The sequence below is a fragment of the Ensifer sp. Root127 genome, assembly GCF_001425225.1.
GTDB classification, from domain to species: Bacteria; Pseudomonadota; Alphaproteobacteria; order Rhizobiales; family Rhizobiaceae; genus Ensifer; species Ensifer canadensis.
Genome location: NZ_LMDX01000011.1, coordinates 1 through 14,019, shown reverse-complemented (window position 1 = coordinate 14,019; position 14,019 = coordinate 1). Strand labels below are relative to the sequence as shown.

General features: G+C 59.1%; 16 protein-coding genes and 1 tRNA gene. 10 read left to right on the top strand and 7 right to left on the bottom strand.

All coding sequences use genetic code 11. The features are described from left to right. Positions 1–107 precede the first annotated feature (107 nt). Complete coding sequence (locus tag ASD03_RS39975; RefSeq protein WP_025427050.1) at positions 108–254, top strand: hypothetical protein; 147 nt, start codon at positions 108–110, stop codon at positions 252–254. A gap of 643 nt (positions 255–897) precedes the next feature. After that, entirely contained in the window at positions 898–1,230 is a 333-nt protein-coding gene (locus ASD03_RS13105) for a hypothetical protein (RefSeq protein ID WP_025427051.1), read from the top strand. Positions 1,231–1,449: 219 nt separating this feature from the next. Here ASD03_RS13105 and lexA read toward each other — a convergent pair whose 3' ends face one another. Then, entirely contained in the window at positions 1,450–2,166 is a 717-nt protein-coding gene (gene lexA, locus ASD03_RS13100; RefSeq protein WP_025427052.1) for a transcriptional repressor LexA, read from the bottom strand. A gap of 180 nt (positions 2,167–2,346) precedes the next feature. On the opposite strand from lexA, the gene ASD03_RS13095 reads away from it, so the two are divergent. Then, a complete protein-coding gene (locus ASD03_RS13095) occupies positions 2,347–2,586 on the top strand; it encodes a hypothetical protein (RefSeq protein ID WP_025427053.1) in 240 nt (79 codons plus the stop codon). Positions 2,587–2,644: 58 nt separating this feature from the next. On the opposite strand, the gene ASD03_RS13090 is transcribed toward ASD03_RS13095, so the two are convergent. The 4 genes from ASD03_RS13090 to ASD03_RS13075 all read right to left on the bottom strand — a co-directional run bounded on the left by ASD03_RS13090 (position 2,645) and on the right by ASD03_RS13075 (position 4,804). Continuing rightward, positions 2,645–2,932: a hypothetical protein gene (locus ASD03_RS13090; RefSeq protein ID WP_025427054.1), complete on the bottom strand. Its 288-nt coding sequence runs from the start codon at positions 2,930–2,932 to the stop codon at positions 2,645–2,647. A gap of 497 nt (positions 2,933–3,429) precedes the next feature. Continuing rightward, positions 3,430–3,573 (bottom strand): hypothetical protein, encoded by a 144-nt coding sequence (locus tag ASD03_RS39970; protein WP_164474927.1) that lies wholly within the window; start codon positions 3,571–3,573, stop codon positions 3,430–3,432. Between the two features lie 177 nt (positions 3,574–3,750). Continuing rightward, positions 3,751–4,041 (bottom strand): DUF4242 domain-containing protein, encoded by a 291-nt coding sequence (locus tag ASD03_RS13080; protein ID WP_025427055.1) that lies wholly within the window; start codon positions 4,039–4,041, stop codon positions 3,751–3,753. 673 nt (positions 4,042–4,714) lie between these two features. Beyond that, positions 4,715–4,804, bottom strand: a tRNA-Ser gene (locus ASD03_RS13075). 276 nt (positions 4,805–5,080) lie between these two features. Between ASD03_RS13075 and ASD03_RS13070 the strand changes: the two genes are divergently transcribed. The 4 genes from ASD03_RS13070 (at position 5,081) to ASD03_RS13055 (ending at position 9,122) form a co-directional block, all read left to right on the top strand. Beyond that, positions 5,081–6,112 carry a septal ring lytic transglycosylase RlpA family protein gene (locus tag ASD03_RS13070; RefSeq protein ID WP_025427056.1) on the top strand — a complete coding sequence of 344 codons (1,032 nt, stop codon included), beginning with the start codon at positions 5,081–5,083 and terminating at the stop codon, positions 6,110–6,112. 60 nt (positions 6,113–6,172) lie between these two features. Next, entirely contained in the window at positions 6,173–7,333 is a 1,161-nt protein-coding gene (locus ASD03_RS13065; protein WP_025427057.1) for a D-alanyl-D-alanine carboxypeptidase family protein, read from the top strand. 80 nt (positions 7,334–7,413) lie between these two features. Beyond that, positions 7,414–8,094 (top strand): dTMP kinase, encoded by a 681-nt coding sequence (tmk, locus tag ASD03_RS13060; protein ID WP_038576098.1) that lies wholly within the window; start codon positions 7,414–7,416, stop codon positions 8,092–8,094. Beyond that, positions 8,091–9,122: a DNA polymerase III subunit delta' gene (locus ASD03_RS13055; RefSeq protein ID WP_025427058.1), complete on the top strand. Its 1,032-nt coding sequence runs from the start codon at positions 8,091–8,093 to the stop codon at positions 9,120–9,122. The genes tmk and ASD03_RS13055 overlap by 4 nt, the downstream gene beginning before the upstream one ends. On the opposite strand, the gene ASD03_RS13050 is transcribed toward ASD03_RS13055, so the two are convergent. After that, entirely contained in the window at positions 9,117–9,422 is a 306-nt protein-coding gene (locus tag ASD03_RS13050; protein WP_057214155.1) for a pyrophosphatase, read from the bottom strand. The genes ASD03_RS13055 and ASD03_RS13050 overlap by 6 nt on opposite strands. 179 nt (positions 9,423–9,601) lie before the next feature. Here ASD03_RS13050 and metG point away from each other — a divergent pair, with 179 nt between their 5' ends. Genes metG through ASD03_RS13035 form a run of 3 tightly spaced genes read left to right on the top strand, consistent with a single transcriptional unit; the run spans position 9,602 to position 12,785 of the window. Beyond that, the gene (metG, locus tag ASD03_RS13045) at positions 9,602–11,152 is read left to right on the top strand and encodes a methionine--tRNA ligase (RefSeq protein ID WP_057210390.1); all 1,551 of its coding nucleotides are present in this window, start codon (positions 9,602–9,604) and stop codon (positions 11,150–11,152) included. Positions 11,153–11,167: 15 nt separating this feature from the next. Continuing rightward, the gene (locus ASD03_RS13040; protein WP_025427061.1) at positions 11,168–11,947 is read left to right on the top strand and encodes a TatD family hydrolase; all 780 of its coding nucleotides are present in this window, start codon (positions 11,168–11,170) and stop codon (positions 11,945–11,947) included. Position 11,948: 1 nt separating this feature from the next. Further along, positions 11,949–12,785, top strand: a complete 837-nt coding sequence (locus ASD03_RS13035; RefSeq protein ID WP_057210388.1) for an MBL fold metallo-hydrolase — start codon at positions 11,949–11,951, stop codon at positions 12,783–12,785. Between the two features lie 33 nt (positions 12,786–12,818). Here ASD03_RS13035 and ASD03_RS13030 read toward each other — a convergent pair whose 3' ends face one another. After that, the gene (locus ASD03_RS13030; RefSeq protein WP_025427063.1) at positions 12,819–13,766 is read right to left on the bottom strand and encodes a phosphoribosylaminoimidazolesuccinocarboxamide synthase; all 948 of its coding nucleotides are present in this window, start codon (positions 13,764–13,766) and stop codon (positions 12,819–12,821) included. Positions 13,767–14,019: the final 253 nt, after the last annotated feature.

The window sequence follows — 14,019 nt, the reverse complement described above, 5'->3', positions numbered from 1 at the left end:
TCCGTCCTGCATCATCCGCGCGAGGAGCGAACAGTCCGCGTCGCACCGTTGCCTTTCTTGGGTACGAACCTAGTTACCCATACCGTACCCAAGCGAGGAATTGCTGAATGAACCGTAATGGGCTCTATCTGATCATTGCCATGCTCGCCGTCGCCGTCATTGGTCTCGGCGCCTATGTCTACCGCGAGGAAACAAAACCGACCGGCGTAGAGATCAAGATTGGCCAGGACGGGGTTTCCGTTCAGGAGAATTGAGCGCCATCGGCCACACGCTCAACAGGTTTGGCAGCGGCGAATGCCGCTGGCGGTCGACGCCCCACGCGAGGTTCAAGGCGAACGCAGATCCGAAGGCGGTCGAAATACCGGCCATCGGTGGCGTAAGCGGCCGCGTGCTCGTTGCGAGCGTCAACGAAAGTGTGACGTAGATAGGGCGGGCGAGCGCGTGATTCAGCCCCTCGCACGATGAAAGCAACAAGTCACCCAGCGCCTGCGCGATTGGCTAAAGCGGTTCTCCGTCAATAGCAGCCCGATTGTCGAAAGTGAAACGCTGTGCGTGCCTGCGCAAAGGACATGCTGCCGGCACGCAGGTACGGTTTTCGGGGGGCAAGGAACATGGGCCAATGCGGCGCGTCCAACACGCGCAGCGAGGCTGCCCGCATCGCAGCCAACCACTGTTTTCAAAGCGCAATTCGACCGGGCTGCGCTTGCCCGCCAGTTTGCGAACGTCCGCAGTCGCCAACGACATGGCCTTGCGAGGACGCGCCCCGAAATGGTGATTCGGTCACTATTGTCAGTGCTGAAAATATTGTCTCTAGACAGAACTGGGAATGAATATCCCAACAGCGCGACCCGTATAGGTAGTGTCAAACAAAGCCAACAATGGAGGAAAAGACATAAAATGAAATATAAGATCGCCCTGACTGCTCTTGCCATTCTTGCCGTAACGACGGCCACCGCAAGCGCTGAGGATCTCGTCTTTCAGCTTAAGAACAAGACGAATGCCGTTTTGACGAACTTCTACACATCGCCGGTCGGTGTTGATCAGTGGGAAGACGACGTCTTCGGGCGGCAGGTGCTTAATCCGGGCGAAAGCATGGAAATTACCATCGCCGACGGACGTGATGTCTGCAAATACGACATGCGCTTTGAATTCGAAGAAGGTTCCGGTCTCGACACGACTGAAGACAAGCAGGATCTCTGCGAGTTGGGCGAGTACTCGATTCACGAGTAAAATCCGTCGAGCGTGAAAAACACTCGATCCGAAAATCTCCGTCTCGCTACCCTATGTGGCGAGACGTTGAAGTAAGAGAGCGGCTGGCCGGCATGAAGGCGGCTAGAGCGTTTCCGGTTTAAACGGAGTCACTAGGCGCTCTATCTATTTGTTTTTACGCATTTCCTGGCGGAAAACCGCTCCGCACTTTTCCTCGAATTGCGCTGGCGTGAGACGGGCTTAGTGGTAGCGGCGGATCAAGCCGACGAGCTTGCCCTGAATCTTGACCCGGTCAGGCCCGAAGATGCGCGTCTCATAGGCCGGGTTGGCGGCCTCTAGAGCAATTGAAGCGCCCTTGCGCCGGAAGCGTTTCAACGTTGCTTCCTCGTCATCGACTAGTGCCACGATGATATCGCCGGGATTGGCCGTGGTGGCATTGCGGATGATCACCGTATCGCCATCGAAAATGCCGGCCTCGATCATCGAATCACCCTTCACTTCAAGGGCGTAGTGCTCGCCGCTGCCGATCATATCGAGCGGCACGGTAATGTCGTGGGTGTTGTTCTGTATCGCCGAGATCGGCACGCCGGCGGCAATGCGGCCCATCACTGGAACCGACACGGAGCTGTTGTCGGCAACCGGCAGCGTTTTCGCCGCGGGGGCAGGGGCGGGCGGTTTGCCAAGGCTACCCTCGATGACGCTCGGCGAAAACCCGCGACGGGGCTGCGCGCTCGCAGCATAGGCTTCCGGCAGTTTGATGACTTCGAGCGCTCGGGCGCGGTTGGGAAGCCGGCGTATGAAGCCGCGTTCCTCGAGCGCTGTGATCAGCCGGTGAATGCCCGACTTGGATGCCAGGTCGAGTGCATCCTTCATCTCGTCGAAGGACGGCGGTACACCGGACTCCTTCATTCGTTCATGGATGAAAAGAAGCAATTCCTGTTGCTTGCGGGTCAGCATGGCAAGTCGCTCCAGAGGCGTGAAACAAATCAAGAACAGACACTATCTGTTCCATATGTGTTCCGCAAGTGCCTAAAATTCTGTGAATGTTGGTTCAATCAAGCGCAGATTGACCAACTCGTCGCTGCACGCGCCGCGCGAGGCTGATATGCCTCCTTCCGTTTATGGAATGAGGGTTTAATGACGAAGCTGATTCAAATCTTGCTGACCATCGTTGTCGCCGCGACCGCGATCCTTGGGTTTCGCTGGTATCAATACGTGGATAACAAGCAGAGCCCGTTTGACGAAGTTGGTATCGCGTTGAATGCGGCGATGCCCGGGCCGCTCAATCAATGGGGTTGTGACCGGCTGAAGCTGACATTTGGCAACGGACACCCGCCGCACGGTTGCGCCGCGGCCGATGGGACGCAGTGGAAATAGCCTGCCATCAAGGGATCAGCAGAAATATCGATGGGCGATCTGCTAGAGGAGGCCTGAATCAGGCCGGCTGCGTCGCGGAGCAGGCGTCCTCGAATTCCTTGACGGTTTCCGCGGAGTTGTCCTCCGGCAGCACAGCGTCGGCCGCTTCGGTCGCGACCGGCGTGTCGCCTTGATAGACGAAGGACTGGATGTAGTAGGCGATCGTTCCCTTCCAAACGTTCCGGCCGTCTATCTGCTGGCAGGGCACGGCCGTTTCGAAGTCGGCTTGCAGGTCGTCGACCGTGGCAGCGCTGAGGGCGATGTTAGGCGATGCGATAATCGAGGCGATAAGCAAGGCTGCAAGCACGGTGAACGTCCACTAGATCAGAGGTGGCGGCGATGGTTTGGTTAACGATGTGAACCGTGCTTTCGTTCCGAAGTCCAGCAAGCATGCCGGGCACTGTGCCGTGTTCAACAGTTCTTTGCGAAAGGCGAGCACTGGTGCTCAAGCTGTGGCAATGAAGGCACAAAGATTGGCGTGAGGTGCGTTGGCGTTTTCGATTTTCCGGCGCCCGCCTCAAAGCGTGGCGCTGGCAGCTGATCAACAATACCCGCCGCAAATGCTTCCGATGATGTTGGACGCCGTAATGGAGTGCGAGTGGCCAGCGGCATCCGCCTGTAGCGATCTTCGCATCTCCAGCCAAATACATACGATGTTCAAACGCGCTACGAAACCGGCATCTGACCGCGGGTGCTCGACCAGTCGCGCCGGGATGTCGCGGAGACGTTGCGCACCCCAGTTCGACTGGCCACTGACGGATATCTCTCTCGTGTCGTTAGTTCGAGAGGTTAAAGCCGACCGTCTTACTTCTTGTCTTTCTTGCCCAGGGAGAAACTGCTGCCGGCCAGCTTCACCTGTGAGCCTTCCGTCACAACGGCGGCTTTGACAGTCTTGTCCTTCTTTGGCTTTCTAACCTCGCGGTTACTTCGCACTTGACCTTTTGCCATGATCGTCTCCTTGGAAGGTGTGCCGGGGAACCCTGCATGGGCGCCGAATGCCGGCAAACCAGCCTGCATTGATACCGCCGTAAGTCAATGACGGTGCCGGTGGATCACTGTTTTGCCGGCGTTGCGTCGCGCATTCGTGCCCGGTGTCCGGGCACTGCGATGATAACGTCGCTTCGGTCACTTACCGTTGCGCCCCTGGGATGCTGTCGCAGGCCCTATGACGGCAGCAACTTCGGTTATCTTGTTCGCCGGAAATCCGGCGCGTTCCGAATGTTCGCGAATGACGTCGGCGCTTGATGCCTCGTGGACGCAGTAAATCTTGTCGCCGGCGACATAACTGGTGATCCATGTATATGGTACGCCAAGATCGGCGACGACAGCATTGGATTTTGCCGATAATGCGCAAAGGTCGTCCTGGTTGAGCTTGTCGGCCCCTGGGACGTCGCGTTCAATGATGTAGGTGGGCATCGTTCAGTTCCTCGGTTGTTGGAGGACTGAATATCAAGAATATCTAATATAATTGAAGTCAATACTTTCCACCGGTGATGCGGCGATTCACGACGATTTCCCTGGAAGTATAGGATCAAGCAGCGGAAGGGGCTCCACCGGGACTGGCGTCCGATCAAACGATGGGCGCCTGTATCGCCCCGCGATCACAATATCTCGCGGCCAATAGCTCTATGCGACTGAAATCGCGCGGCCGGGGATGGGAGCGCGCGATGCGCTCCGTCCGACACGCGTATACTAGCGCAAGTTAGTAGCTGAGCCGGAAACCGCCGGGACTCGCCGCAGACGGATCGGGTACAGGTGTTGGACCTTGCCACTGCGCATAGGTCGTGTTGCTGCCGCCGGTGCTTGCGCATCCGGCAAGTGCAAGAAGCGCGAGAAAAGCGGCTGTCGTCAAATATTTAAGAGGCATGGTTTTCTCTAGTTCTGGGAGATCGCCCAGGGCTCGATGGGCCGGAATCAGACTTTCCCTCAAATTATCTGGGATGGCAAGCGGGTCGAGCCACCGCCTTGCAAGCGCCGTCAATGCTGCGGCTATGATCGGGGAATACTCGCAAAACTTGTATGCGTTCGCCGCCAAAGCATTCACTTGGCGACCGAGCGCAATAATGGGTGGCGAAAAATGAGACAGCCATGGCGGAGGAGGTGGGATTCGAACCCACGGTGCGCTTTCACGCACGCCGGTTTTCAAGACCGGTGCCTTAAACCGCTCGGCCACTCCTCCGGGCAGGGCGTTATTGCGCGAAGCCTTGCTGCTTTGCAAGATTTAACATGCGTGGGCGGAAAGATTTTCTTGGCGCATCCGCTGCCCATTTTGTCCGGGTAACCATTCGTAAACCATAACTGGAGATTTCGAGCCGTCAGCCATTCGTCGGTTCGCAATTTTGCCTTGTTGCTGTCATGATTAATCGACTGTTCCGTTTCGGGACGCCGAGATTTCCGCTGGGGGCACGAGTGGAAGGTTTCGAGTACGGCTTATTCGAATGATGTTGTGGGACAGATGACATCCAGTAAAAATGCGGCATATCTGATCAAGGGACTGCGCCTTGCGGCGGTCCCTGTGCTTTGCGCAACGCTTGCGGCTTGCGGATCGACGTCCAGTATCAAGAAGAGCAAGTCGAGAAGCAAAGAATACTTTGCTGAGTCCGTTTATGGCGTGAAGGCGAGCCCCCGTGTCGCTACCGGCAAGAATATTCCGAAGGGCGGCGGCCGCTTTCAGGTCGGCAAAGCCTATCAGGTCAAGGGCAAGTGGTACCAGCCGAAGGAAGATTTCGGTTACAACAAGACCGGTGTCGCGTCCTGGTACGGCTCGGCCTTTCATGGTCGCCTGACGGCCAATGGCGAAGTCTACGACAAGCTTCATCTGTCCGCCGCGCATCCGACCTTTCCGCTGCCGAGCTATGCGCGTGTCACCAACACCGAAAACGGCACTTCCGTCATCGTTCGTGTGAACGATCGCGGTCCCTATGAATATGGCCGCATCATCGACGTTTCGTCGAAGACAGCCGATTTGCTCGATATCAAGCAGAAGGGCAGTGCCAAGGTTCGGGTGCAATATGTCGGCCGCGCACCGCTTGAAGGCAACGACATGCCCTATCTCATGGCGTCCTATGTCACGAAGGGCGACCGCAGTCCGGGCGTCATGCCGGAGGGCCAGATCGCAACCGGCGTGATGGTCGCCTCGAATGAGCCGATGCGCAACCAGTTGGGAACGCTGGTCATTCCGCCGAAATCGTCCCTTGATACCGCCGGTACGGTAACGGCGTTGGCTGCACCTGTCCCGCAATTTGCAGCACCGCCGTCGCTGAGCGAGTTCGTCATGCTTCCGGAAATCGGGCCGATCCCGCGCGAGCGACCGGAATACATTCCGATGCCTGACGGCAACATGGCCTATGCGGCCGCCTATGTGGAAGTGCGGGTAAGCGATGCGGAATCGCCGTTTGAAGCGATCATGGTCGAGACCAATCCGCTTACGCCTGAATCCATCGTTGCCCATGCGAAGCGCCAAGGCAGAACCGGTTCGCTCAGGTAACCTGGGGCGTTGTACCATTCTGATGACGCTGCTATGCCCAATGGGAAACCGGAGTTTCCCATGCGCTTGATGATGCTTACGGTCACGTTCGGCCTTGCGGCGTTGCTCGCGAGTGCGGCAGCGGCTCAGACGCCGCCGGTGGCGTTTGACACCAAGGCAAAGCAGATCCTGCTGGTGGATGCCGAAACCGGCACCGTTCTGTTTTCCCGCGCCGAGAACGAACCGGTTCCGCCCGCCTCTCTTGCCAAGTTGATGACGATGGAAGTGGTGGCCGAGGCCATCGCCAAGGGTGAGCTTTCGGCCGAAACGGCCTTCGACGTTTCCGAACACGCGTGGCGCACGGGCGGCGCCCCATCCGGCACTTCGACGATGTTTGCTGCGCTGAAGTCGCGCATTCGCGTGGCCGATCTGTTGCAAGGGGTGGCCGTTCAGCTTGCCAATGATGCCTGCATCATCCTCGGAGAGGGGATGGCCGGTAGCGAAACCGCCTTTGCCGAAAAGATGACGGCCCGCGCTCGCGAACTCGGCATGCCTATCGCCACGTTCGGTAACGCCACAGGTCTGCCGGATCCCCAGAACCGGATCACTATGACCGAACTGGTGACGCTGACCCGTCATCTGCACGAGGCGCACCCCGATCTCTATCGGCTCTACGCCCAGCCTGAGTTCGAGTGGAACAAGATCCTTCAGCGCAACAAGAACCCGTTGATCGCGGCCAAACTCGGGGTCGATGGTGTCGCCACGGGTTTTGCCGAAGGCTACGGTTTTTCGCTGGCCGCATCGATGCAGCGTGGCGACCGGCGTGTCTATCTCGCGATGGGCGGGCTCGATACCGATAAGGAGCGTACGGAGGAAAGCCGCAAGGTGCTTGACTGGGCGATGACGGCGTTCGAAAAGCGGCGAATTTTTGCTGATGGCGAGGCGATCGGCGAGGCCAGTATCTACGGCGGTGCGGCCTCCCATGTCGCGCTTGTCGCTGGTGGGCCGGTTGATGTGCTGCTGCCGGTCAACAACCCGGAACGCCTGACGGCCCGTGTCGTCTACAAATGGCCGTTGCGCGCTCCCGTGGAAGCCGGCGCCGAGGTCGGTGTCGTCCGACTGTGGAACGGCGAAAAGCTGCTACGCGAGGTTCCGGTCAAGACGGCGGGAGCAGTGGGCCAAGGGACACTGGCGAGCCGCGCGCTCGACGCTCTGCAGGAACTCTTCTTCTTCTGGCTGTAACAAAACCGGTTCTGGCGGTTTCATCGGGTGGGCCAATCGGCTAAACAGAGCCAAATCGCATGCCGATATAGGAAAGCATTGTGCCGCTGGCAAAAGGTCTGTTTGTAACATTCGAGGGCGGGGAAGGGGCCGGCAAATCGACCCAGTTGCGCCTGCTCGCCGATTCTCTGCGCGCGCTCGGCCACAAGGTGCTGACGACGCGCGAGCCGGGCGGATCGGTCGGGGCCGAAGCGGTGCGCCATGTGCTGCTTTCGGGGGCGGCCGAAGCCTTCGGCGTCCGAATGGAAGCCATTCTGTTTGCTGCGGCGCGCAGCGATCATGTCGAAGAGGTCATCCGGCCGGCGCTGACTGGGGGAACGATCGTGCTTTGCGACCGTTTCATGGACTCGTCGCGCGTCTACCAGGGCATCACCGGCAATCTGGAGCCGGCCTTTGTCGAGACGCTGGAGCGGGTTGCCATCAATGGCGTAGTCCCGGACCGGACCGTGATTTTCGATCTGCCGGCGACTATCGGTCTCGAGCGCGCCCAACGCCGCGCCGGCGATGACAGCCCGGATCGTTTCGAGAAGGAAGAGCTTGAGACGCATGAAAAGCGCCGCGAGGCCTTCCTCGATATCGCACGGGCGGATCCGGACAGGTGCCGGGTTATCGATGCGACGCAATCCGCCGAGGCGATTGCCGCAGAGGTGCTCGGCCTGCTAGAGAGCTTGCTTGCGAACGCTGAAGTCTCCGGGCCTTCGAATGCGGGGTCCGCACCATGACGTCGGAAGCGCCAGGTGTACTTGAAGGGGCAATCGCGCCGGTCCAGAACGACCGGCTGTTTGGTCATGAGCAGGCGGAAGCGTTTCTGGCCCAGAGCTACCGTTCGGGCAAGGGACACCACGCCATTCTGATCGAAGGGCCGGAGGGTATCGGTAAGGCGACGCTTGCGTTTCGCTTCGCCAGCCACATCCTCAATCACCCGGATCCCGCGACTGCGCCCGAAAGGCTTGAGGATCCCGACCCGGCCTCGATCGTCGGCCGGCAATTGGCCTCCGGCGCATCGCACAATCTTCTGCATCTGACGCGGCCGGTCGACGAGAAGACGGGCAGGGTCAAGGGTGCCATCACCGTCGACGAGGTGCGAAGGGCCGGCAAGTTCTTTTCGCAGACATCCGGCACCGGCAACTGGCGCATCGTCATCATCGACCCGGCCGACGATCTCAACCGGAACGCCGCCAACGCCATCCTGAAAATTCTCGAGGAACCGCCGCGTCGGTCGCTGTTCCTGGTGCTGACCCACGCGCCGGGTAAGCTATTACCAACCATCCGTTCGCGCTGCCTGCCGCTGCGGCTGAAGCCGTTGGAGCCTTTGGCGCTGCGCCAGGCGCTCGGTCATCTCGGCTTCGATCTTGAGAGCGAAAATGCCGCGCGCGTTCTGGCCGCTGCCAATGGCAGCGTGGCGGAGGCGCTGAAGCTCATCAACTACGGCGGTCTGGAAATCACCGCGACCTTCGAGGCGATCCTCGCGGGGCAAGGGCCGGGGATCCGCAAGGACATGCACAAACTTGCCGACGTGCTTTCGGCCAAGGACAGCGAAACGATCTTCGATTTCTTCACGTCGCTGCTGACAGGCCGGCTGATGCGCGAAGCCCGCGATGCGGCCGTTGCCGGCGACATCATGCGCGCCGAGCGTTTCGCCCGGCTTTCGGCCACGACCGGGGAACGCCTCACCATCAGCGACGCCTATAATCTCGATCGCAAGCAAACCATTCTTTCGCTGCTGGACGACGTCAAGGCGGCGCTATAGCTGGACCTGAAACTTCCATTTGCGCTTGATCGCAGCGACCAGATCCAGGTCGTGATGGTGGGCGAAAAGCAGCACGTGACCCAGCAGATCTGCGGCCTCGTCCGCCATATCGGTCTGGATCTCGTCCTCTGATTTTCCATGCCGCCTGCCGCGGCCGGTGTGCTTGTTCCAGGCCTGGGTCAGTTCGCCGATTTCCTCCTGCATCTTGAGCATGAACCAATCTGCATCCCGCTCGATGCCGTTGTCTTCGGCGTAGTGGGCCGATGCCGCTTCGAATTGACGTTCAAGCTGGCGCAACATGACGATCCCTTCGCGTTTGTTTCCTATTTGTTCTATTGTTTCGTTTGCGTCCACACAAGCGGGAATGGATGTCGATCAGCGGCTTCGGTGCGGGCTTTTCTGCCATCTCCCGGTTCCTTCCGCGCGGCGTATGCGCTAAGAGCGTCGGTAGCTTTATCCGAGATAGATTGAATCCGCTTATGAGAGACACGTCCCCCTTTTACATCACCACCGCGATTTCCTACCCGAACGGCAAGCCGCATATCGGCCACGCCTATGAGTTGATCGCAACGGATGCAATGGCGCGCTACCAGCGCCTGGACGGACGCGACGTATTCTTCCTGACGGGCACGGACGAACACGGCCAGAAGATGCAGCAGACGGCGCGCCGCGAAGGCGTGACGCCTCAGGAACTCGCCGACCGGAACTCCTCGGAATTCCAGAAGATGGCGGTTCTCCTGAACGCGTCGAATGACGACTTCATCCGCACCACCGAGAAGCGCCACCACGAGGCGTCGCAGGACATCTGGAACCGCATGGGCGAGGCGGGCGACCTCTACAAGGATTCCTACGCCGGCTGGTACTCCGTGCGCGACGAAGCCTATTACCAGGAGAACGAGACCGAGCTGCGCGCCGACGGCGTGCGTTACGGTCCGCAGGGCACGCCGGTCGAATGGGTCGAGGAGCAGAGCTACTTCTTCAAGCTGTCGGAGTATCAGGACAAGCTGCTGAAGCACTACGAAGAGAACCCTGACTTCATCGGCCCGGCTGAGCGCCGCAACGAAGTGATCTCCTTCGTGAAGTCAGGCCTCAAGGACCTGTCTGTTTCGCGCACCACCTTCGATTGGGGCATCAAGGTGCCGAACGATCCTGGTCATGTCATGTATGTCTGGGTCGACGCGCTCACCAACTACATCACCGCGACCGGCTATCTCGACAATCCGCAGGGACCGCGGGCGAAATTCTGGCCGGCGAACATCCATATCATCGGCAAGGACATCATCCGCTTTCACGCGGTCTACTGGCCCGCTTTCCTGATGTCGGCCGGCCTGCCGCTGCCCAAGCGCGTCTTCGCCCACGGCTTCCTGCTCAACAAGGGCGAGAAGATGTCGAAGTCGCTCGGCAACGTCGTCGATCCGTTCAATCTCGTCGAGCATTTCGGTCTCGACCAGATCCGCTACTTCTTCCTGCGCGAGGTTTCCTTCGGCCAGGACGGAAGCTACAGCGAGGAGGGGATTGCAACCCGCATCAACTCCGACCTTGCCAATGGCATCGGCAACTTGGCGAGCCGTTCGTTGTCGATGATCGTCAAGAATTGCGATGGCCATATTCCTGTCTGCGGTGCGTTGACCGACGAAGACAAGGCGATGTTGGCGGCCGCCGATGCGCTGCTCGAGATCACCCGCGACGAGATGGGCAAGCAGATGATCCACCGCGCGCTTGCGGCGATCATTGCGGTCGTTTCGGAGACCGATCGCTATTTCGCCGGCCAGGAGCCTTGGGCCCTGAAAAAGACCGATCCGGCGCGTATGGCAACCGTGCTCTACGTCACCGCCGAGGTCGTTCGCCAGATTGCCATCCTGTTGCAGCCCTTCATGCCGGAATCGTCAGGAAAACTGCTCGACCTGGTGGCAGCCCCAGCCGACAAGCGCGACTTTGCGGCACTCGGCGAGACCGGCCGTCTTGTCTCCGGAACGCCGCTTGAAGCGCCGAAGCCGGTCTTCCCACGCTATGTCGCCCCGGAAGCGTAATAAGGCACGATCAGCATGCTTATCGATACGCATTGCCATCTGGATTTTCCCGACTTCGAGGCTGAGCGCGACGCTATCATCGAGCGCGCGCGCGCAGCAGGCGTCGGCCAGATGATCACGATCTCGACACGCGTGAAGCGGTTCGACACGATCCTTGCGATTGCGGAAGCTTATCCGAACGTCTTCTGTTCCGTCGGCACCCATCCGCACAACGCGGATGAAGAGCTTGATATCACTGCAGACGATCTCATCCGGCTTTCGGCCCACCCGAAGGTGGTGGCGATCGGCGAGGCGGGTCTCGATTATTTCTACGACAACGCGCCGCGCGACGCTCAGGCCGAGGGTCTGCGCCGGCATATCGCTGCGGCGCGCGAAACCGGTTTGCCGCTCGTCATTCATAGCCGTTCGGCAGACGACGACATGGCGGCGATCCTGACCGAAGAGACAGGGAAGGGCGCCTTCCCCTTCCTTCTGCATTGCTTCTCGTCGGGTCCGGATCTGGCGCGAATTGGCGTCGAGCTCGGCGGCTACGTGTCGTTCTCCGGCATCCTGACCTTCCCGAAATCGGAAGAACTGCGCGAGATCGCGAAGACGGTTCCGCATGATCGCATGATTGTTGAGACCGACGCACCTTATCTTGCGCCCAAGCCGTTTCGCGGCAAGCGCAACGAGCCTGCCTATGTGGCGCACACGGCCGATGTTCTGGCCGATACGATCGGTGTGACGAAGGACGAGATTGCAACGCATACGACGGAAAACGCTTTCCGCATCTTCTCCAAGATGCCGAGGCTCTAACGTGGCATTCAGGCGCGCTTTCACCATTCTCGGCTGTGGTTCGTCGCCTGGCGTGCCGCGTATCACCGGGGACTGGGGCGCCTGCGATCCCAAAAATCCGAAGAACCGCCGCATGCGCGCCGCTCTGCTGGTGGAGCAGATCGCGCCGGATGGCGGCAAGACGACTGTGGTCATCGATACCGGTCCGGATTTTCGCGCCCAGATGGTGGCGGCAAATGTCCGCCACATCGACGCGGTGCTCTATACCCATGCCCATGCGGACCATCTGCATGGCATCGATGACTTGCGCGGCTATGTCATTGAAAATAAGAAGAGAGTACCGATCTGGGCGGACGCTTTCACTATGGGCCGGATTCGCGAAGGGTTTCATTACTGCCTGGAATCGCCGCCCGGAAGCGGCTATCCGCCCATCGTCGACGCACATATCATCGCCGACGATCTTTCATCCGTGATCATAACAGGGGCAGGTGGCCCGATCACCTTCCAGCCCTTGATGCAGTTTCACGGCAATATCCACTCGCTCGGATTTCGCGTCGGCGATTTCGCCTATTGCAGCGATGTCAGCGACTTTCCGCCGGAAACGATCGCAAACCTTTATGGTCTCGAGCTTCTGGTGCTCGATACCCTCCAGTACAAATTTCATCCGAGCCATCTGTCGCTGGTGCAGTCACTTGGCTGGATCGATCGGCTTCGTCCGAAGAAAGCCGTTCTGACGCATATGCATGTGCCGCTCGACTACGACACCGTCCAAGGTGAAACGCCTGATCATGTCGAGCCGGCTTATGACCTGATGCGTCTCGAATTCGAAGTCGACGTCCCCGTGCTCGGAGACGCCTGAACTTCACGTGTTCGAAATATCTAATATTCAGGCCTATTTCGAAAAATACGGCGCCAGGTTCTTGCGGATGCGCTCCAGCACGGTGCCACCCGAAAGATTCGGAACGAAGGTGCGCCCGGTGATCTTCTCATAGGCTTCGATATAGACAGCTGACGTTTGCTCGACCAGTTCTCTCGGGATTTCCGGGACCGGATCCCTGTAGGGATCGCAGCGCTCGGTGACCCAGGCGCGCACGAAATCCTTGTCGAAGCTTTTCGGCCGCTCGCCGTTTTCAAAGCTCTGCTGATAGCTGTCGGCGATCCAGTATCGACTGCTGTCGGGCGTGTGGATCTCGTCGGCAAGGATGATGGTTCCATCCTTGTCGGTGCCGAACTCGTACTTCGTATCGACAAGGATCAGGCCACGTTCGGCGGCTCGCGCCTGGCCCCGCGCAAACAGCGCCAGCGCATAGCTCCACACGGTATCGAGCTGTTGCTTCGTCAGGAGGCCTTGCTCTAGAATTTCGTCTTCCGACAGCGGTTCATCATGGCCTCCGTCGAAGGCCTTGCTGGTGGGCGTGATGATTGCTTGCGGAAGCTTTTGATTGTCGCGCAGACCGTCGGGCAAACGAATGCCATACATGTCGCGCTCGCCGTTGCGATATTTCGTCAGGATCGACGTGCTGGTGGTGCCGGCGAGATAGCCGCGGACGACGATTTCGACCGGCAGGATGTCGAGCCGCTTGCCGATGACGACATTCGGGTCGGGATAACTGATCACATGGTTCGGGCAGATGTCGGCGGTTTCCTCGAACCAGTAGCGCGCCGTCTGCGTCAGCACGTGACCCTTGTGCGGAATGGACGTCAGGATGATGTCGAAGGCGCTCAGCCGGTCGGTCGCGATGATGATGCGTTCGCCGCCGGGCAGATCATAGTTTTCGCGCACTTTGCCATTGTAGCGGTTTGGCAGTTCTGGAATGAAAGCATCTGAAAGAACGCGCAATTCGCTCATCGCATCGGGCCTTGCAAAACGAGGTTTCGTGGCGAACGAATAAGCAGCCGCGAACGGCTGGGTCAAGCCAAGAGTAGGTGCAATACGCCCGGAAACGGGCATTTCGGCACATCTATATGTTCCATAATCTATCTTATCTGATTTTCTCGTGTAGCCGCAAAGTTGAAGTGTCCTGATCCTGCAAAGTAAGAATGTCACTCTCCCCGGGTTTTGATGACCTGGGAGATTGCGGATGGGATTGATT

Coding starts and splice junctions, on each gene's coding strand:
- ASD03_RS39975 (WP_025427050.1), top strand. CDS start 108: ATGAACCGTAATGGGCTCTATCTGATCATTGCCATGCTCGCCGTCGCC.
- ASD03_RS13105 (WP_025427051.1), top strand. CDS start 898: ATGAAATATAAGATCGCCCTGACTGCTCTTGCCATTCTTGCCGTAACG.
- lexA (WP_025427052.1), bottom strand. CDS start 2,166: ATGCTGACCCGCAAGCAACAGGAATTGCTTCTTTTCATCCATGAACGA.
- ASD03_RS13095 (WP_025427053.1), top strand. CDS start 2,347: ATGACGAAGCTGATTCAAATCTTGCTGACCATCGTTGTCGCCGCGACC.
- ASD03_RS39970 (WP_164474927.1), bottom strand. CDS start 3,573: ATGGCAAAAGGTCAAGTGCGAAGTAACCGCGAGGTTAGAAAGCCAAAG.
- ASD03_RS13080 (WP_025427055.1), bottom strand. CDS start 4,041: ATGCCCACCTACATCATTGAACGCGACGTCCCAGGGGCCGACAAGCTC.
- ASD03_RS13070 (WP_025427056.1), top strand. CDS start 5,081: ATGACATCCAGTAAAAATGCGGCATATCTGATCAAGGGACTGCGCCTT.
- ASD03_RS13065 (WP_025427057.1), top strand. CDS start 6,173: ATGCGCTTGATGATGCTTACGGTCACGTTCGGCCTTGCGGCGTTGCTC.
- ASD03_RS13055 (WP_025427058.1), top strand. CDS start 8,091: ATGACGTCGGAAGCGCCAGGTGTACTTGAAGGGGCAATCGCGCCGGTC.
- ASD03_RS13050 (WP_057214155.1), bottom strand. CDS start 9,422: ATGTTGCGCCAGCTTGAACGTCAATTCGAAGCGGCATCGGCCCACTAC.
- metG (WP_057210390.1), top strand. CDS start 9,602: ATGAGAGACACGTCCCCCTTTTACATCACCACCGCGATTTCCTACCCG.
- ASD03_RS13040 (WP_025427061.1), top strand. CDS start 11,168: ATGCTTATCGATACGCATTGCCATCTGGATTTTCCCGACTTCGAGGCT.